Annotated in this window: 19 protein-coding genes; 5 read left to right on the forward strand and 14 right to left on the reverse strand. The window is 64.7% G+C overall.

Annotation, left to right across the window (positions count from 1 at the left end; translation table 11 throughout):
- Positions 1–212: 212 nt before the first annotated feature.
- Complete coding sequence (locus tag ABD932_RS30725) at positions 213–521, reverse strand: hypothetical protein (protein ID WP_345017611.1); 309 nt, start codon at positions 519–521, stop codon at positions 213–215.
- A gap of 486 nt (positions 522–1007) precedes the next feature.
- Between ABD932_RS30725 and ABD932_RS30730 the strand changes: the two genes are divergently transcribed.
- Positions 1008–1652: a hypothetical protein gene (locus ABD932_RS30730; protein ID WP_345017613.1), complete on the forward strand. Its 645-nt coding sequence runs from the start codon at positions 1008–1010 to the stop codon at positions 1650–1652.
- Between the two features lie 123 nt (positions 1653–1775).
- Here the strand turns inward: ABD932_RS30730 and ABD932_RS30735 are convergent, their stop codons facing one another.
- Entirely contained in the window at positions 1776–2306 is a 531-nt protein-coding gene (locus ABD932_RS30735) for a hypothetical protein (protein ID WP_345017615.1), read from the reverse strand.
- A gap of 9 nt (positions 2307–2315) precedes the next feature.
- Here ABD932_RS30735 and ABD932_RS30740 point away from each other — a divergent pair, with 9 nt between their 5' ends.
- From ABD932_RS30740 to ABD932_RS30750, 3 genes are read left to right on the forward strand one after another with little or no spacing between them, the layout of a single operon-like run.
- A complete protein-coding gene (locus ABD932_RS30740; RefSeq protein WP_345017617.1) occupies positions 2316–2639 on the forward strand; it encodes a hypothetical protein in 324 nt (107 codons plus the stop codon).
- On the forward strand, positions 2636–3676 hold the full coding sequence (locus ABD932_RS30745) for a WXG100 family type VII secretion target (protein WP_345017619.1): 1041 nt from the start codon (positions 2636–2638) through the stop codon (positions 3674–3676). Before ABD932_RS30740 ends, ABD932_RS30745 begins: the two co-directional genes overlap by 4 nt.
- On the forward strand, positions 3673–4308 hold the full coding sequence (locus ABD932_RS30750; RefSeq protein WP_345017621.1) for a hypothetical protein: 636 nt from the start codon (positions 3673–3675) through the stop codon (positions 4306–4308). Before ABD932_RS30745 ends, ABD932_RS30750 begins: the two co-directional genes overlap by 4 nt.
- Before the next feature lie 331 nt (positions 4309–4639).
- On the opposite strand, the gene ABD932_RS30755 is transcribed toward ABD932_RS30750, so the two are convergent.
- The 5 genes from ABD932_RS30755 to ABD932_RS30775 form a co-directional block, all read right to left on the reverse strand.
- Complete coding sequence (locus tag ABD932_RS30755; RefSeq protein WP_345017623.1) at positions 4640–5701, reverse strand: hypothetical protein; 1062 nt, start codon at positions 5699–5701, stop codon at positions 4640–4642.
- Positions 5702–6057: 356 nt separating this feature from the next.
- Complete coding sequence (locus ABD932_RS30760; protein WP_345017625.1) at positions 6058–6708, reverse strand: hypothetical protein; 651 nt, start codon at positions 6706–6708, stop codon at positions 6058–6060.
- 2 nt (positions 6709–6710) lie between these two features.
- Positions 6711–8945 (reverse strand): hypothetical protein, encoded by a 2235-nt coding sequence (locus tag ABD932_RS30765; protein WP_345017627.1) that lies wholly within the window; start codon positions 8943–8945, stop codon positions 6711–6713.
- Between the two features lie 57 nt (positions 8946–9002).
- A complete protein-coding gene (locus ABD932_RS30770; RefSeq protein ID WP_345017629.1) occupies positions 9003–9332 on the reverse strand; it encodes a hypothetical protein in 330 nt (109 codons plus the stop codon).
- 376 nt (positions 9333–9708) lie between these two features.
- Positions 9709–9912 carry a DUF397 domain-containing protein gene (locus ABD932_RS30775; RefSeq protein WP_345017631.1) on the reverse strand — a complete coding sequence of 68 codons (204 nt, stop codon included), beginning with the start codon at positions 9910–9912 and terminating at the stop codon, positions 9709–9711.
- Positions 9913–10095: 183 nt separating this feature from the next.
- Between ABD932_RS30775 and ABD932_RS30780 the strand changes: the two genes are divergently transcribed.
- A complete protein-coding gene (locus tag ABD932_RS30780; RefSeq protein WP_345017633.1) occupies positions 10096–10503 on the forward strand; it encodes an ATP-binding protein in 408 nt (135 codons plus the stop codon).
- A gap of 189 nt (positions 10504–10692) precedes the next feature.
- Here ABD932_RS30780 and ABD932_RS30785 read toward each other — a convergent pair whose 3' ends face one another.
- The 7 genes from ABD932_RS30785 to ABD932_RS30815 form a co-directional block, all read right to left on the reverse strand.
- Positions 10693–11859 (reverse strand): S8 family serine peptidase, encoded by a 1167-nt coding sequence (locus ABD932_RS30785; RefSeq protein WP_345018078.1) that lies wholly within the window; start codon positions 11857–11859, stop codon positions 10693–10695.
- 254 nt (positions 11860–12113) lie between these two features.
- Positions 12114–13442 (reverse strand): type VII secretion-associated serine protease mycosin, encoded by a 1329-nt coding sequence (mycP, locus tag ABD932_RS30790; RefSeq protein WP_345017635.1) that lies wholly within the window; start codon positions 13440–13442, stop codon positions 12114–12116.
- A gap of 86 nt (positions 13443–13528) precedes the next feature.
- The gene (locus ABD932_RS30795) at positions 13529–14974 is read right to left on the reverse strand and encodes a WXG100 family type VII secretion target (protein ID WP_345017637.1); all 1446 of its coding nucleotides are present in this window, start codon (positions 14972–14974) and stop codon (positions 13529–13531) included.
- Positions 14975–15012: 38 nt separating this feature from the next.
- Complete coding sequence (locus ABD932_RS30800) at positions 15013–15327, reverse strand: WXG100 family type VII secretion target (RefSeq protein WP_345017639.1); 315 nt, start codon at positions 15325–15327, stop codon at positions 15013–15015.
- Positions 15328–15329: 2 nt separating this feature from the next.
- Positions 15330–16571 carry a type VII secretion-associated serine protease mycosin gene (mycP, locus tag ABD932_RS30805; protein ID WP_425587543.1) on the reverse strand — a complete coding sequence of 414 codons (1242 nt, stop codon included), beginning with the start codon at positions 16569–16571 and terminating at the stop codon, positions 15330–15332.
- A gap of 196 nt (positions 16572–16767) precedes the next feature.
- A complete protein-coding gene (locus ABD932_RS30810) occupies positions 16768–17061 on the reverse strand; it encodes a WXG100 family type VII secretion target (protein WP_345017643.1) in 294 nt (97 codons plus the stop codon).
- Between the two features lie 64 nt (positions 17062–17125).
- Complete coding sequence (locus tag ABD932_RS30815; protein ID WP_093911577.1) at positions 17126–17446, reverse strand: WXG100 family type VII secretion target; 321 nt, start codon at positions 17444–17446, stop codon at positions 17126–17128.
- Positions 17447–17711 lie beyond the last annotated feature (265 nt).

The raw sequence follows: 17711 nt of genomic DNA on the forward strand, positions 1-17711 counted from the left end.
GTGAACCTTCTCGGACGCGTACTGCACATCTTCTGTGACGAGCCTCGCGCTCGCCGTCGTCCGTGCTCAGGGGAATCGGATGGAACTCCGGCTGAACCTGGAAACGGAACGCCGCCCGGGCATCCTCGGATTCGGTCCCGCAATGTCGGCGTTGGCCTCGACGGTGGCCTTGTTCGTGGGTTCTGCCACCGAATCGGGCTCAAGGGCGGGCATCACTCACCGCCGTCCTTGCCGGACACCCGGAACGACTCGGCGATCTGGTCCTCCAGCGCCTCGTAGACCTTACGAGACTCCGAGAGCCCCTTGGTGATACCGCCCGTGGCATCGGCGATCAGCCCGATCCCGTAACCCCACTTGTCCTGAAAGTCGTCACAGGCCTCCTCCAACTCTGCATAGCCTGAGCCCTTGGGACCGATGTCCTTCAGCTGCTGCATCGCCGAACGCATGTTGTCGGCGCACTCGCCGAGCTGCGTGATCAGCTGCGCGAGCGACTCGAGCTCGACCTTGTGGTAGCCGGCCACTGTCGATGTACTCCCCCGGTGATGTTGCGCGTCGGCACTCAGGCCGAAAACGGCTTGTCATGCTAGGCCTTCCAACGCATCAAGATCACGCTCGCTCCCGTGTTCTTACCGAGCCTTAACCCGAGTCGTCGTTCGGCCAGGACAGTCCAGGGGTGGGGCAGCGCAAGAATGCCTACTGCTTGATCCCACAAGCCGGGCATCGTCACCGACACTCCGCACGACGCACCGCAGCTTCTGCCGAACCACAGCCCACCCGGAGACGTCGTCAAGGCTTCACGGAGCGGAACAGCCGCGGTCTTTCGCCGAGCGCTCGGCGAAAGCCTTGAGAACAGCGCGTTCGCAAGCCAGGCCCGGATCGCTCGCAGTGGTCTTGCGCCGGTCGTCCTGCTCGGAGGCGGGGAGCACGGTGAACAGGGCAAGGCCGTCAGAGCACTTGGCCGCAAGCGCCCCTTGGCCACGTGAAGGGCTTCGCTAAGCTCACGCACCATGTTGCCCCCGCACACGTCCTCCCCCGCACCGGACGCCACGGTCATACGCACCGGCCGCCGCGGCGCCGTGACCGGGCTCCCCTGTTCCGTGCTCCTCATCACGATCGGCGCGATCGGCGTCTTCGGCGCTATCGTGATTGCTACCGGGAACCAGAAAGGAGAGGCCACACCCGCAGGGTTCGCGGGCCTCGTCTTCATGCTGGCGCTCGGAGCGCTCGGCGTGTTCCTCTTCGTCGGCCATTGGGCGAACCGCCGCAACAGGATCCTCCTGGACCACACAGGTCTGTGGGTCGACAACGGAATGCTTCGCAACGTCATCCCCTGGCAGACCCTCGCCGGAGTCAGCCTCTACTGGAGCAAGCTCGGCCGAAGCCAGAAGGTCTACTCGCTGGAGCTGTTCCCCACCGGCCCCATCGACCGGGACGACCCGGTCCTGTGGGGCCTCGTCCGCGACGAGGAGCCGTTGCATCCCGGCCTTCCCCGCCTGCGCTACCGACTCCCCTTCCCGCCCGCTTGCCGGCAACAGCTGGTCGCGGCGGTGCAGCAACACGTCCCACAGATGTGGCTCGGCGAGTCCGAGCGCGCGACGGGCCACATCGGCCGTCCCGACATCAAGGGGCATCGGGAGCGGGGACTGCAATGACCACTGCGCCGACGTTCGATCGGCTCGTCGCCGAACACAGGTCCACGCTTTCACTGTTGCTGCAGCTGATTCCGCAGTGGATCCGACTCCCCTTGGATCTGCCCCGCGCACCCGGCCAGTCGCTCACTCCACCTTGATGGTGAGGGTCTTGGTCTGCGAGAACTTCTTGCTCTCGATGGTCTTCGGCGTCAGCTGGGCCTCGCACCGGTAGGTTGTGGGCGCCGGTGACCGCCTCGTATCCACGTGCTGTCCAGGAGCGGGGGTCCACGTAGTGCCGTACGTTCCCCGCGTCGTCCACGACCGACTTGACCGAGTCGGCGATGGCCGGGATACGTCCCAGCGGCGTGTGCTCCACCTTCCCTTGAAGGCACCCCAGCCGACCTTGCCCACACGCGCCACGTCGGCGAACGGGATGAACCCGGCGATGTCCAAGCCGATGTCCAGCCAGTTGCCCTTCTTGGCACCGGCCGCCCAGCCGACCCCGTGGAATGCAAGTGCGCCGGCGTTGAGCACCATGCAGACCGCCTCGAAGACGACGGCACCGATCACCGTCTCGGAGAAGACGGTTGCCAGGGCGTCGCACGCCGCACTGCCGTAACCGAGCGAGTTGAGCCCTTGTAGGGTGGCAATTGGATCACGGTAGCAACTGCACACGGGGTGAACATGGGACAGGGAACAGAAGTCGAGAGCGATGCGCTGCGGCGGTATGCCAGAGCCGTAGAGCGTGCCGAAGGCCAAGTAGAAGCCATTCGCAACCGCATCAGACCTCTGGATCTCCCGGCCGGTGCGTTCGGCAAGCTCTCGGAGTCCGACAGCCTCAAGGCCGACTATGACACCCAGTCCACGGAGGCGGAGGCCGACCTGAAGGACGTCATGGAGTCGCTGGCCGCGTTGGCCACAGGTGTGCGCCTGACGGCAGCTGCGTACGACGCCACCGAGGAAGACCACGTCCAGATGTTCGAGGGCTTCGGGGGCGGTGCCGGGTGAGCGTCCTTGATCACATCGGTTTCTCCGTCGACTGGAGCAACCCGCTCGCCGACACGGTGGACAAGGTCATCCGGCAGGCCATCAAGGAGTCCGGCCTCGAAGAAAAGCTGGAGGCGGTCAGCGGCGACAACGAGCGGCTGCGCGAGGTGGCCGGCTACTGGCGCGCAGCCGCCCGCGACATGCGAGGGGTCGTCGACGACCTGGTCGCGGAGCGCCGGGCCCTTCAGCAGACGTGGGCGGGAGACGCGTCAACCGCCTTCGGCGGGACGATGTCCGAGTTCGAAAAGTCCTTGCTCGGCGAGGCCGACGACATGGACACGGTGGCTGAACTCCTGGAGTCGGCAGCCGAGGCATGCACCATGGCCGAAAACGCGATGGTCGAACTCATCGTCGAAGTAGTGGAGGCGCTTCTGGTCGCCGCGGCGACGGCGGCCATCGTCGCCGTGCTGACCGCGGGCGTGGGTGCGGCGATCGGTCCGCTCATCGCTGCGGCGGGCGTCGCCCATCGCGCGATGAAGGCGGTACGCATCACAGCCAAGTTGGCGGACACCCTCGCCGATCTCGCCAAGCGCATGCAGGCACTGCGGAAACTCGCCAAGGCGCGTACCAAACTGCGGGCAGTGTGGCGGGACAAGGGCACGATGCTGCGCCCTGGAAAGCGCAAGCTGCTCAGCAAGGCCATCAACAAGGGTGTCGTGAAGCCCCTTGTGGGTGCCCAGCTGGTGGGAGCGGCCGTGGATGCCGCACCGACGGCCGCAAGCGTCGCCGAGCACTACGGGATGGATACCCAGCCCATCAAGGACGCCGCAGGGAATGTGGCCGATACGGTGAACCGGGCCGGAGACAAAGCCGAAGGCGTGGTGCGTGACGTCACGGGCCATGAGATGGACGTGCCTCCGGTCGACAACCCGTTGCAGTCCCCCCAGTCCAAGGAACAAGCGGAGTACGCCAACCGCCCCGAGCCGCAGCGGTTCGGCGAGCGGCTCACGGAATCAGCGCCGTTTGCCGGAAAATCCGTCCGGGAGGTATTCGGATGAAGTGGAGCGCAGCGCTGCGTCCGTTGCGGTTGAAGGAGGCGGAGGAAAGGGCGGCGCGGGTTCTGCCGGCCGGGGAGCGGATAGTCGCCGGGCAGCCGGTGTGGCCGGGGCAGCGCGTTCCCAAGCCGCGCAGGGGGCGTCGGCCACGTGTGCTGCACGGTCTGCGGATGCCGGGTGACCGGTGGGAAGGGGTGAAGACCCGGCTCTTGTTCCTGCTGGTGGTGACAGATCTTTTGGGCGCCCTTTTCGAGGCGCTGTTCGACTGGGAGCGCAAGAAGGGCAAGCCCCTCAAAGGCGGTTGGAACAGCCTCGCCGGGCAGTTCGCCGCAGCGCTGCATCCCGTGTCGAAAACGACAGGCGTGGTGCAGGTGCTCCTGCTGACCGACCGGCAGCTGCGGGTCACCTACGTCCAGCGGGGCCGCCGGAGAGACGAACTCGGCCATGCCGAGCCCGGTTGGGCCGTGGACATCCAACAGGTCGCGTGGCTTCGCAACCGTCACGACGTATCCAACAAGAACTACGAGATCGGATTCGCGGACGGCTCCTGGGCCCGGGTGTACTTCTCGCCGGTGAACCGGGACTTCCTCGACCGCCTTCCGGCCCACTTCCGGCACGACGCCCCCGCGCCGTGAGGGGGTAACGGCGGCAGCGTGACGACGAGTGTGGCGCCCCTTCACTCCGAAGAGGCGCCGCCCACGACACTCTGCAAGACCACGCTGCGGTGGCGCTTCCGGGACGGCTCCTGGTACGGCGTGAAGGCACTGGGCGCTGGGTGGAAAGACCAGGTAGATGGCTGCCTGTGTGCTGAGTTGGATTGTGATCCACTCTGTGTTGCTCCCACGCACGGCGCCTGACCCCTTGCCCTCCGGCAAGCATCTCTGCGGAGCCCGGGCGAGGCGGTCGGGCTCCGCAGAGATGCGCACTGGAGCCATGTCCGTGAATCTTCCCTACGGCCCCGACAGGCTAGGGCAGTTCGGCCGGGCTGTCGCATCCGTGGCGGGCGGCCGACTGGTCGGCGAAGCGCTGTATATTTGCCCGTTCGTCCTTGGTGAGGGGGTTCGATGTGAAACTGCGGTCGTTCCCGTCGACCGGTGACGCGTTGTAGTAGCCGATCCCCAGGGCGCCCTGGCATGTGGCCGAGGTCCAGGCCGTGTGCCTCTCGACTCCTGAGGGGATGTCGTGGCCGCCGTACTTGCCGTTGACAACGGCGTCGGACGCGTCGCTGAAAGGGCCGTATGCAGCTCTGAGTTGCAAGCTGCCGACGAGTAGACACTCTTCCGCCGGTGACACTCCCGCGGCAGTTTCCCGCACCTCCGACACCGAGGTCATCCCCTTGCAGGTGCCTGTGGCATCGTCGGCCGACACGGTCTTCGCGGCGGCAGCGGGAGCGGTCAGTTCGCCCGCGTTCCCCGGTTCCGTCACGCAGCCTGTCTTCTCCGCCGCGCGCTGCGCTGTTCCGGTGGCCACACGGGCGAGCTTGAGCCGTACAGCCTCCGTGACCTTGCTGTCGTACGGCGAATCGGCAGTCACGAGTACTCCACCGCCGTCTTTCGATGTCCAGTTCTTGCAACTGAGAAGTACGGAAGCGGTGGCCTGGTCGTCTTCAGTGACCATCAAACCCTGCCAACCTGCGTTCATAGGCACGGGAAAGGACTCCGGATCGCCCTGAAAGGTATACGCACCGTACGCGTTCAGGGCACCTGCGGAGGTCTCGATGGAGATCTCGACGCCGTCGACGACGCATCGCGTTGCCAGCCCAGCCGGTTCCGTCACATCTCTGGACACGTCGAACTGCCGACTGGAGACGTCGAATCCGAGGCCGAGTAGGGAGAGTTTCGACTTCCCCGCCAGGTCCAGTACCGAGTCGACGGGAATCATCCCACTGCACGCTCGTCCGGTCTTGGCAGCCGGGTACTGGACCTGAAATCCGTAGTACCCGGCCCCCAGCACGGCGAGGGCAACCGAGGAGCCGATCAGCCGACGTCGCCCTTTTCCTCGGAACAGAGCCCGAGCGTCCCACTTCATCTGCCGCAATCCCTGTCTGCGTGACGATTGACCGAACCTGCATGCACCACGTGTGACCCTCGGACCGCCCAAGGGCTTCCCGGATCAGCCCTGCCCCGTGCCCCTCTTGTCCTGGCCGTAGCCATCCAGGTTGCTCTCAGCCGATTGGAACCCCTGCTCGACCTCGTTGGCCAGGATGTTGTTGTAGGTGGCGATGTCGGCCTTGCTTTGAGCCTCGCGGAGTTCTGGTAGGCGGCCTGGAGAACGGCCGTGGTGGAGTGCTTTACGCCCTGAGGCGGGGGGGTGATGGGTTGGTACGGATGTGAACGGCGCTCGGAGTCTGATGGAGGCTCAGGCGTGCCATGAAGACCGTCAGGTCATTCCGGCCCTCTCGTGGTGCTCAGCGACGGCGAGGCCGTGAGATCAGCAGCTTCCTTGCATCCCACAAGTCCTGCCATCTTCCTCAACACCGGGTAGAGGAGAGAGATCTGGAGCTTCTGGCGTTCAGCGAGAGGGAGCTCCGAGTCAGGGCCGTTGAGCCGGGCAAGAAGGTAATGCTTCTCTTCGGGATCAAGGTTCGGGACGGAGGCGCTGCACTTGACGAGCGCGTAGGCGATCCGCCCATCGGAGTAGGCCTGGTCGCCCACGGAGAAGAACGCTGTTTCGGAGGTATCGGAAGGGCTCATGAGGCCGTAGGCCCAACCGAACCTTATGATCATCCCGCGGTCCGTCGTGTCGGACAGAACGACCCCGCACGCCTCCACGTCGTCGCCCTTGGCTTGCTTCAGCTCATCAGCCACCTTCGTCAGGTTGCTGCTGTACGACGCCTCTTCGACCTTCCTTCCAGCGAAGAGTTTCTCGAAATCCTTCCTCGCTGCCGGACTCAGTGAGGAGTCACAGACTTCCCGGGCGAGCTGTGGGAGCGAGGTCGTCTCCCCTTCACTCTTATCGCTCGAACAGCCCACGGTAGCCATGGCCAAGAGCGGCAAGACCGCTACGGCGAGGGTAAGTGTCGTGCGCTTTGTCATTGTCAGTCCTCCTCCTTGTAGGGAGTGCGAGAACTCTTGCCCTGGTCGTAGCCAGCTGCTGCCGCTGCCGTGAGGTCCCTATGCGGCGTCGAGAACTCCTCGATCCCGTGTGCCGTGATGTAAGCGGTGATCGGGAGGGCCGCACGGCTCTCCCCAGTTCTGGTGTACTCGTCCTGCGCCTGGTTGAGGGAGTCGTCGTTGTTCGCCTCGAACTTCTCAGCGGTGTCGTCGATCTGCTGGCCGACGAAGGTTTCCAGCGCTCCGCCCACGGTCTCCGCAGCCAAGGGAACCGCGATTGCCGCGCCCATGCCTCCGGTCGCGATACCGACCGCGCCTCCGATGACGGCCCCCGTGCCCCACTTGATCCATTCGGTGGACTTGCCGAGTTCTTCCTTCTGCTTCGTCTCGTCCTCCCGGTAGTCCGACTCGATCTGCTTCATCCGGGAGTCGTCCAGCACGCCGTGCACCTGGGCCCCGGTGCGCACGGCGGACTCGGCTTCCGTGGTGTTCTGCGTCGAGTCGAGGACACCGAGCGTGTATGCCTGCTGTGCCTGGGACATCGCCGCGTGGGTGTCCTCGTTCTGCCCCATGACCGTCAGGAAGTCGAGAGCGTCACCTCGGGAAATGGGTGCATGCGCCTGCCCGTTCGTGTCGTACAGCGGGTCGCGCGCCTCGCCATTGCGATCACCGAAGTCCGAGACGCCGTTGTTGAGGTCGTCGATGTACGCGGCGCCGGCCTTACTGAGGCTGTCCTCGATGCCGGGGCGTTCGTGCATGAGCTCCGGGTGGTCCCCGTAGGTCGTGACGAGACGATCCATGACGGCCGCGCCGTCGGCAGTCCGGTGGAGCGGCGGAACCTCGGATCCGTACGGACGGCCGATGGTGGCCGACTCGAGGGCATGACCGAGTGAATCATGGCCGGCGACCTCGCCGCTGTCGTCTCCCATCAGAGCGTCGGCGGGCCAGTCACGGGCCTTGGTGTCCTCGGATCCGCCGACGAGGTAGTCGAAGTTCTCCGTCTTCTTGAAGAAGTCGGCCGAGGCTTCGGGGTTGTGGCCGAGCGCCTCCAGGTAGCCGGTCATGGGGTCGTTGCCACGGTCGTTCTCTGCCCCAAAGTTGAGGTCACCCGTGTTGAAGTTGCCGGTCCACACCATGTCGAGGTCGACCCCGCCGCCCATCTTCCGTTCGTGGCCGACCAGGGCATTGCCGTAGTCCAGGAGGAATTCCCTGTCGTACTCCCCATGGCGCATCAGGTTGCTCATCGCCTGGAAGCCGTACGGGTTGCCCGCGTCGTCGATCTCGAGCCGCTGCGGTCCGAGCTTGATCATTTCCTGCTTCCACTCCGTCATGGCCTTGCTGTCGGAGTGAGTCGCGGTGCCGAGGGTAGTGCCGAGCTGGTTCTGGAGGTCCTTGAGGAGCTTCTCCCGCTCCTCGCTGCGGCCATAGGCTACGGGGTACGGGTCAGCCATCTCGGACCAGAAGGCCAGCGTGCCCTTGGGACCGAGGCCGGTGGCGAACTTCTCCTCGAACTTGGAGTCCTTGTCCTTGCTGTGCTCCTTGAGGAGCGCGTTGAGCTCCGCCAGCTCCCGGTCCGACATGTCTTTGCCCTTGCCGGCCAGCTCCAAGGCGCGGGTGGAGTCCCGGGTCGCGTCGGCTTCGTTCAGCGAGGTGTAGACCTTGTCGTTGAAGTTCGCGTTGTCGCCGCCGAGGTTCTTGTTCAGCGCGTAGCAGGCCTCTTCGTCGGCCTCCGCCGCCTTCTGCAGGATGCCTTCCAGCTCGGAGACGATGGCGTCGATGTCGGCGTGCTGCTGACGGATGAGGCCCTGGTAGTCGGGGTCGTGGTGGCGCATCGGGTCGTCCGACAAATCGTCGCGCGCTGTTACCTCACCTTTGGCGCTGACGTGCAGACCCTTGTTCTTGGCCTTCACGTCTGCGCAGTGACGGAGATCCGCCTGGTAGCCCTTGAGCTTGGTGTGCAAGTCGCCGAGGATTTTGGCGATGCCGTTGGCCTCGATCCGGGCGTCCTCGAACTCCTGCTTCGCCTCGGCGGTCTTGGTCCCCGCATAGGCGGCGGTCAGGACCGGCTGCCGCCAGCCCGCGTCCTTGTACGGGCGCTCGACCCGATCTCCGAAGGCAGTGTGCAGACCCTTGAACTTGGTGGAGGTCTCCGTCCACCGGTCGGCAGCCGTTTTGAGGTTGTCAAGGTTGAGATGGTAGAGCTGCTCGTACGTCGGCATCGGCCGGACTTCTCCCCGTGAGACGATCGTGTGACGGTTGACTGGAGTTTCGGCTCGTCAGCCGAAGGGCGAAGGCTGGACGGACTTCATGGTCTGGGTGTTGACCGCCTCGACCTCGACGAAATTGTTTCGGGTCGCGCCGAACTGGGTGCTGAGGTCTCGGCACCGGCCGACCAAGCCCTCCACTTGAAGAGACCACACCGCGGCGAGGCGGTTGAGCGCGGCGCCCGCCCCGCCGCTCCAATCGGCACTGAAGTCCCTGGCTGCCGCGCGCGTCTCGTCGACCGGATGGTTGCCGGCGGTCTTGGTCTCACCCGCGATCTCCGCCGCCCCATTCCCGGCTTTCCTCAACGACTCCGGATTCTCAACATCTGTACCGCTTGACACGGATTCCCCTTTGCGTCCCCGTTGGCGCGACTCCTACAGAGCCGCATAACAGGTCGAGAATATCGGAAGAGACGCCAAATAGATCATCGACAGTGGAGCCAGGGGAGCGTTTCGGTCAGGTGATCAACTCCGCCAGCCAGAAGGGCTGGTGTAGCTGCTTTCTGCAAGACACGGTCGCCGGTCAAAGTCCAGGCGGCGCGCAGGGTGTTTTCCTGCAGTGGCGGGCTTGCGATGTTTGGTGTTCGCGCCGACGGATCCTGGTGGATCCGAGCAGGAGGGTGACCCAGACTGCCGTAGGTAGCTCAGCAACGGGAAGTTCTTCTTTGCGTGCACCGCGGCAGGCTACAAATCTCCCGTGCGCTACGCACATTGCTGGTCATTGCAGGAGGTGAAGAAAGGCGTCCCACGCCTGAGGACCGAACTTGAGCGCGGGGCCAGCGGGGCACTTGCTGTCCCGTACCGGGATTATGTGAGACAGATCGTCGCCCACCTCGACGCACTCATTGTTGCCGCCGCTGTGCGTACTGCTGCGCCACCTCGCGCCTGACAGATCCGGCGTGCTCTGGCGTACGTTCTTCATGGTCCGTACTACGGGCCGATTTTCGCTATCCCGCCGTCGCGGCAGCGTTCCCAGTGCGCGAGCCCTGGTCACCGCAGTGCTCCACGCCTGGGGAATCGATCAAGACGTCATCGATCCGGCGAATTGGTGCTGTAGGAACTGGTCACCAACCAACTGCGGGCACGCGCCCCAGGTGAACGCCAAGTGGGCATCCGCATCACTCACTCCGTGGAGGACGAGCTGTCACGGCTGGAAGTGAACGAAGCCGGGGAGGGCCGGCCAGACGTACGGAGTCCCAGCAAGGACGACGCCGGCGGACACGGTTTACTGCTTGTGGACGCGCTGACCTACCGCTGGGGTGTCCAGGCACGCGAGGGCGGCATGGGGAAGACGGTGTGGGCCGAGTTGAAGGCCCCGGACATCGTTGCCGTCCCGATCGAGAGGAGGACTGCGGCGGTCACGCTTCACCCCGGGGATCAGGTCAAATTGCGCGGGGTGTGGGGCGGGCAGTCCGCAGTGTCCGGGGTGAACGGTCCGTCACGGGCGGATTCGTCATGGTGCTGGGATTCAATGGCGGGCCCGCAGCGCGGGTGGACGCCGTCGAGCCGCTGATTGTGCGAGTGCCGGGCGAAACGGGTCCTGCGGCGCCGCAGGAACCGGTGAACCGTAGGTTGCCAGACGCGCACCGGGATTGTGATTCCTCCGTCAGCAGGACTGGAGCCACCTGGTGCTCCCGCTATGCCCAGCGCGCGTGATTCCTGGTCGCATCACGCCCGCTGGGGTCTGAGTCTTGTCAGGCCACTACTGCTGAGGCGGCCACTGGCCGTGAGGCGGGGTGGACGGCTGCTGGTACGGGTTCCCATGCGGCGCAACCTGCTGCTGGTACGGGTTGTGCTGGGGCGGGAAGGGCTGCTGAGCGTGTGGGTAGGCGACGGGACCCTCAGGAGCACCGTTCTGGTTCCTGTTTCGCCTGGACCGTTTGACGATCAAGAGCACAGTCAGGCCGATGACGGCCAGACTTCCGACACCGATGACAGTCCAGGCAATGATTGCCTTTCGATCAGCCCTTGCCTGTTCCTCATCGGACATGCCGATCGCAGGAGCGGCCGACTTTTCCTGGAGAGACTCCGGAACGGTGAGCGGACCGTGCTTCGAGCCGGCCGGGATGTCCTCTTTCAGCGCTGCGAGCGGCTGGATGATGCCGTAGCCGTACCTCTTGTCCGGGAGGGACAGTCCCTTCTCGGCGCCGGGGAGCGCCGCGGTCTTCACGAGGCGGTTTGCGATCTGGCCTGCTGTCAAGTCAGGAAACTTTGACCGGAGAAGGGCAGCCGCTGCCGCAACATAAGCAGTCGAGTCAGACGTACCGGTCCCAGAACGATATCCGTTACCGGTGCCCTTTGCGGAGATGATGCGCGTACCGGGAGCTGTCAATGACACAAAGCCACCCGGGTTCGAGCCCTCCCAGATGAAGCCGTCATTCTTTACGGCGCCTACGCCCAAGGCGCCTGGCGAAGCGGCCGGATAGCACTTACCGCCTTTATCGGCTTCATTTCCCGCTGCACCAACGACCAAAACGTCACGGCTCAAAGCATAAGCTACAGCCTCATTAGCCTCTTCTATCTGGTGAGGGTCCGTGGAATCGAAGCACATTGAGACGCTGATCACCGAGGCGCCGCGGTCGACTGCGTACGGAATGGAGGCGGGATATCCTGGCCCGTGGGTACCAAAATCCCGGATCGGCAAGATTTTTGCCTTCGGCGCCAAGCCGATCACACCATCGTTACTGCCATGGCCGTGCGCCGCGATGATTGACGCCATAGCGGTTCCGTGGTCGTCACCGGCATCTGGGGTCGCACTACCCCCATCCATGAAGTCTTTGCCTTCGAGGACGTTGACCTGAAGGTCGATGTGGTTGGCGTTTACGCCATCATCAATGACAGCAACTGTTACGCCATTCCCCTGGGAGATCTACCACACAGCTTCGGCGTTGAGTGCTTCCAGCGCCCATTGGTCTTCTCTGATCTGATCTGCCGCCGAAAGCGGAGCAGAGACAAGAACAAGAGCACCGGCCAATATGCTGCAGCCAGCCGTGCGCATTGCGCGAGTGAGAGCCATCCGTCTTCCCGTTCCGTGCCAAACGCGACTGTGGGCGCAAAGACAAACAATTGTCTTTGCGCCCACACAACCTGCATATCAAGATCCGCGCTGCGTCGTATCCGCTGCTACTGCTGGGGCGGCCACTGCCCGTGCGGCGGAGTGGACTGCTGCTGGTAGGGGTTCGGCTGCTGCGGAGCACCCTGCTGCTGGTACGGGTTCTGCTGGGGCGGGAAAGGCTGCTGGCCGTACTGCGGGTAGCCGGCAGGGCCGCCGGGCCCACCGTTGTTGTTCTTGTTACGCCGGGACCGCTTCACGATCAGGAGCACGATCAGGCCGATCACGGCCAGGGCGATGACACCGAGGACGACGAAGAACAGCATTTGCTTCTGATCTGCCTTTTCGTTTTCTGCGGCGTAGTCGGCGTCGGACTTGCCGGTGCTCGGAGCAGCGGAAGGGCTCTTCACTGCGGACACTGGCGTCTTGAGTGGTCCGGACTCGGAGCCAGCAGGGATGTCCTGCGTCAGGGCGGCGAGCGGGCGAATGGTCCCGTAGCCATACTTCTCGTCGGGGAGAGAGAGCCCCTGAGCGGAGTCAGGCAGCGCCGCCGTCTTCACAAGGCGGTTAGCGACCTGACCTGCCGTTAGGTTGGGGAACTTTGAGCGAACCAGTGCTGCAGCCGCGGACACCAAGGCGGCCGAGTCCGAAGTGCCAGATCCCATGCGCAACTCATTACCGGGGGAACTTGCACTCACGATACGTGTGGCGGGAGCAGTGAGCAGAACTTCCGGACCGGAGTTCGACTTTGACCAGACGACCCCGTTGTCATCAACTCCCCCGACCGTCAGGACACCCGGATACTTCGCCGGAAAGTCGATGCTGTTCACACCTTCGTTTCCGGCCGCCACCACAATCAAGACGTTGCGCTTGAGTGCGTAGGCTACCGCCTCGCGATCTTCAGGAAGGTCCTGATGATTGGATACGGAGATATTTATGACGGAAGCGCCATGGTCCACTGCATAGCGAATTTCATCCGAGAGGCCAGCTTCACCTTCCATATCCCATCGAATGGGAAGGATCTTGGCCTCTGGAGCAAGTCCAATGACGCCGTCGGAGGCTCCCGCTCCGTGCCCGTGCGCGGCAATCAGGGATGCCATGGCTGTGCCATGGTCATCCCCAGATACAGGTGACGGATCGTTGTCGCTATCCCAAAAGTCCTTACCTTTGAGCACGTTTCCACTAAGGTCCTGATGCTCAGCATTGACGCCGTCATCAATGACCGCGACGGTGACGCCCTTACCTTTGGAGAGTTTCCATGCGGACTCGGCCTGCAGTGCTTGAAGCGCCCATTGGTCACGTCTGGTCTGGTCGGCGGAAGCAGCAGGAGCCGCCGCCAGGATCAGCGCACCCGTCAATGTTGTGGCGCCCAGAGCACGCACTGTTCGCGTGAAGGCCATTCCGTCTTCCTCTCCCATACCGAACGTGGGCGTGACCCGGAGGCCACGCCCACGCATCCTGTCACGTGCCGGTGAACGCCAACCGGTTACTCGATGACGCGAGGCGCCGCATTGGTCTGCGGTGCCCAGGTCTCCTCGTCCTCGACCAGGTAGTCGGGACGCTCGCCCTCGCGCTGTTCCTCATCGTTGGGGCGACCAGTCCGTGCACCGGGGGCACCTACCATGCCGCCCCTGCGAACGGCACCTGCTCCCCCTCCTGCAGCACCCCGGCTGCGGAGCAGGCCGGAACCACCTGCAGTACCCCTGCCCGCACCCGCACCGCCCTTGGGCGTGCCACCAACTACGCCACCGCTCTGGCGAGCCATGCCTCCGGTACGGGCGGCGGCACCGCCCTTGGCAGCACCTGCGCCAGCGGCACCACCCATACCACCAGCACCAGCGCGACCCGCCATGCCCGCAGCACCGGCCCGACCGGCCATGCCGCCGCGAGCGGCACCGGCTCCAGCCGCTCCGCCAACGGCACCACCGACGACACCACCGCCGCCGCCGCCATTGACCGTACCGCCGGGGCTGGCAGATCCGCCCCCGACCGGTGAAACGCCACCACCCGCTGGTGCCACGGTACGGCCGCCGGAGACGCCGTCAATCGCGGTGCCGACCTGGGGCTGTGGCGCGACCGGCTTGTGCGCTCCGCCCGTGATGCCCGAGGGCGGCGCCACAGGCTTCGACGGACTGATCGTGCCGACCTGGGCGCCGCGAGCGGTACCCGAAGTCGCGTTCTGCGGGCTTCGAGGAGCGCTCCCCGTCGGCACCACTACAGCAGCAGGCGGAATGCCACCGGGATCACCCGGATAATCTTCCCTATCGTCATACTTGTCGGGTCCGGGTGGCTTCGGCTTCGCCTTCCACGACCCCATCTCCGCAGCCCGGCTGTTATAAGCCGCCCCCAGAATCTCCATCTGCGCAGCCATCTTGAGCTGCCGTTCCTTACCCTCCGACAAGCTACCCGCGTTGTCGTCGAGGGCTTGCTGCGAGCTGGCCCCGCCCCGGATGGCGTTGTCCGCAGCCGGACCGCCATCCCGGTCGCCCAGGTTGCCTACAAAGTCCGCCCCGCTGGCGAGCTTGCCCGGCTTCTCCATCGCCATGATCGTGGGCTTGACATCCTCGAGGACCGCAGCAGCGCCCTTGAGGGACCGAGCCGTGTTGTCGGCGTACTTCGAACTGTCGGTGACCTTCTGGCTGATGACCTGCGCCCGCTGGCGGAACAGGTCCGCGCTCTTCCCCTCCCAGTGGGCGAGGACGTGCTGGACGGCGGTGTCGAGGGACTCCTTGATTCCGCCGGCCCCTACGAGGTCCTTGCTGAGGGCTTCCCAAGCCTCAGCCACCCTCTTCACGGCCACCGGGTCGGCGTCCTGGACCATGGCTTTCATCTGGTCCATGTCGTAATCCACACCGAATGGAGTGGAGTGCTTTTCCGCGAAGCACTGCTGCGGGTCGACGTACTCGTAGTTGTCGGTGTTATTGTCGCCCATGGCTACTGCCCCCTCATCTCCATGTAGCAGAACATCCGTCACTTCCCATTGAAAGCGGCGTAGTTCTGAGCCTCAGCGTCAGCGAAGGCGTCATGGGTTTTCTTCGTCTTCTGCCCGAAGTCGTCCAGCACGTCTTCCAGATGCTGGACGATCTCGTAGAGGCGTTCCTTCATCGACTCGTGAGCGCTGTACAGCGCCTGAGCCTCACCGAAACCAGTCCCAAGCGCGCCCTGCGGCAGGTACGTCTTGCCCATGCAGCTCGACTTGGACGTCGTCATGTCCTTGATGACACGATTGAGCTTCGCAATCGTGCCCTCGATCTCACTCAGATCGACCTTGTACTGCTCAGCCATCCTCAGCTCCCCGTTGACTCCACGTTGTTACCCATGCCCTGCTTGCGTCGCCAGTCGTTCAAGACCCGACCACCCCCGAACAGAAGAAGCACCACGGCGAACCCGGCCGCCAGCACGTACAGCGCGTACCGCTCCGTCCGCTCCTGAGGAGACTCGCCGAGGACCAGGGTCGCGGCCTCGACGTCGGCGGAGTTGCCCCCGGCGCCGATCTGGTCGGGCTTCGGGCCGTCCTCGGAGGGTGCCGTCGTGTCGTCGTTGACCGCGGCGGCCGGGTCGACGACGCCCCAGCCTACGAAGTCGTCGCGGCCCGACTTCGTGCGGTCCGCGGTCTGCTCGATCTGGGTGATGATCTGCTTGTAGGACCACTTGGGGTGCTTGGCGCGGATCAGGGCCGCGACGCCCGAGACGTACGGGGCCGCGAAGCTCGTGCCCTGGTCCACACAGTGGCCACCCACGGGGACCGTCGAGACCATGTCGATGCCGGGTGCCGCGACGCCCACGAACTTGCCGGACTGGGAGAAGGGGGCGCGGGCGTTGTTGCGGTCGGAGGCCGCGACCGCCAAAACGCCTTCGTACGCCGCCGGGTACGTCTCCTTGATCTTGCCGTCCGCGCCGTTGTTGCCGGCCGCGGCGACGATCAGGGCGTTCTTCCCCTGCGCGTATTCGACCGCCGCCCGGAACTCGTTGTCGACGAGCGGGGGCATCTTCGAGGCGGTGTCCTGCGAGATGTTGATGATGTCGGCGCCGGCATCGGCGGCGTACCTGATGGCCTTGATCATCGTGCCGACATTGCCGCTGCCCTGGTCGTCGTTCTGCCGGATCGGGATGATCGTCGCTTCCGGGGCCAGGCCGACAAAGCCGGTGCCGTCGATCGGACGGGCGGCGATGATGCCCGCCACCTTCGTACCGTGGCCCACCTGGTCGGTCTTGCCGGTTCCGCCCTTCGACAAGTAGTCCTTGCCGTTGGCGACGGCGCCACCCTTCAACTGCCCGTTGACGGTGTTGACGCCCGTGTCGATGACCGCGACCTTGACGCCCTTGCCCTTGGTGTCCTGCCACAGCTGGTCGAGGACGATGCGCTGCAGGGACCAGGGGGTTCCCTTGATGGGGTCGGACGGGAACGAGCAGCTGGTGTCGTCGATCTGGAACCGCACGTCGTCGTCGGCCAAGGTGGTTCGCACGTGTTCCGCGGCGGCGGCAGGTGCGGCGCCCGCGAAGGGCAGCCCACAGGCGAGGACCGCCAGAGCGGCGGTGCCTGCAGCGCTCCGACGCGCCACGCGCGATGCCCCGGATCCCACTGTCTTACGTCCTCCCGTTTCGTTCCTGTACAGGCCGCACGGGCCGTGCGGATCGGCTACCGGCCGATGAACCCGCACGTCCCGTCAACCGCCAATGGGGGCGAGCACGCTGTCGCGCACCCGCCCCCATCAAGCGATCACGTCAGGCGCCCCAGATCTGGGCGTTCTTCGACTCGGTGGCCTGGTAGTTCTGCGCGGCGCTGTCGAGGGCCTTGGCGATGGCCTCCAGCGTCTGCTGCATGGAAGCCGCGCGCTGGTCCCACTCGGTCTGCTTGGCGCGGTAGGCCTCCTGCGCCGAACCTTCCCAGCTGACCGCGATCTTCTTCACGCCGGCCTCGAGCTCGTCCAGCTGACGGCGGATGTTGTTCGCCGTCGAGCGGACGTCCTGGGAGGCCTGGGAGATCGTGGCGAAATTGACAAGGATCTGCCCGGACATGTCTATGTCTCCTCAGATGTGTGGATAGTCGGTCACGGACGTGCACCGAGGCGCACGGGGCCGATCATCCGAACGGGGACGAGGCCGCGATGTTCTGGATGGAAGCGCGCTGCTCCTCTTCCGAGGCCGCGTAGCTCTTGGTGCTCTGGTCGATCGCTTCCTTGATGTCGTTCAAGATCTGGTTGATCTTGTTCGCATCCTGGTTCACCTGCGACTGCAGGTTGTTGTACGCGGTGGCCGCCGAGCCCTTCCAGCCGCCCGTGATGGTGTCGATCACGGTCTGCAGCCGGCGAATCTCGCCCTGAATCGAGGAGTTGACCGAGGAGATCTTGCCGCTGAACGCGACCATCTCCTCCTCGGTCATGGTGAACTGCTGTCCAGCCATGTTGTGTCCCCCATGAGACGTAGGAGTTCTAGGTAGATCCACACTCGTACGCCATCGCCTCGCGACGACAGGCGTATCCAGTCTGGTCTGGCTCCACTCTAGTCGCATCCGCCGACAGAACGAACATCAGATGGGTTCTGTAGCAAGATCGCGATGAACTCAACTCACCTTTTTCACAAGTTGTTTGTCGAGTGGAAGTGGCACTGCACCGGCTTCGCACAAGAACCTCGTCCCCTCCGGAGGAGAGGACGAGACGGAGAGGCGT

The organism is Streptomyces shaanxiensis (genome assembly GCF_039537145.1).
Classification (GTDB): domain Bacteria; phylum Actinomycetota; class Actinomycetes; order Streptomycetales; family Streptomycetaceae; genus Streptomyces; species Streptomyces shaanxiensis.

What these genes read in the sequence shown, in the direction of transcription:
- mycP (WP_345017635.1), bottom strand. Translation starts at nt 13,442, where the DNA reads ATGGCCTTCACGCGAACAGTGCGTGCTCTGGGCGCCACAACATTGACG.
- ABD932_RS30760 (WP_345017625.1), bottom strand. Translation starts at nt 6,708, where the DNA reads ATGACAAAGCGCACGACACTTACCCTCGCCGTAGCGGTCTTGCCGCTC.
- ABD932_RS30815 (WP_093911577.1), bottom strand. Translation starts at nt 17,446, where the DNA reads ATGGCTGGACAGCAGTTCACCATGACCGAGGAGGAGATGGTCGCGTTC.
- ABD932_RS30750 (WP_345017621.1), top strand. Translation starts at nt 3,673, where the DNA reads ATGAAGTGGAGCGCAGCGCTGCGTCCGTTGCGGTTGAAGGAGGCGGAG.
- ABD932_RS30795 (WP_345017637.1), bottom strand. Translation starts at nt 14,974, where the DNA reads ATGGGCGACAATAACACCGACAACTACGAGTACGTCGACCCGCAGCAG.
- ABD932_RS30800 (WP_345017639.1), bottom strand. Translation starts at nt 15,327, where the DNA reads ATGGCTGAGCAGTACAAGGTCGATCTGAGTGAGATCGAGGGCACGATT.
- ABD932_RS30730 (WP_345017613.1), top strand. Translation starts at nt 1,008, where the DNA reads ATGTTGCCCCCGCACACGTCCTCCCCCGCACCGGACGCCACGGTCATA.
- ABD932_RS30755 (WP_345017623.1), bottom strand. Translation starts at nt 5,701, where the DNA reads ATGAAGTGGGACGCTCGGGCTCTGTTCCGAGGAAAAGGGCGACGTCGG.
- ABD932_RS30740 (WP_345017617.1), top strand. Translation starts at nt 2,316, where the DNA reads ATGGGACAGGGAACAGAAGTCGAGAGCGATGCGCTGCGGCGGTATGCC.
- ABD932_RS30765 (WP_345017627.1), bottom strand. Translation starts at nt 8,945, where the DNA reads ATGCCGACGTACGAGCAGCTCTACCATCTCAACCTTGACAACCTCAAA.
- ABD932_RS30775 (WP_345017631.1), bottom strand. Translation starts at nt 9,912, where the DNA reads ATGAAGAACGTACGCCAGAGCACGCCGGATCTGTCAGGCGCGAGGTGG.
- ABD932_RS30810 (WP_345017643.1), bottom strand. Translation starts at nt 17,061, where the DNA reads ATGTCCGGGCAGATCCTTGTCAATTTCGCCACGATCTCCCAGGCCTCC.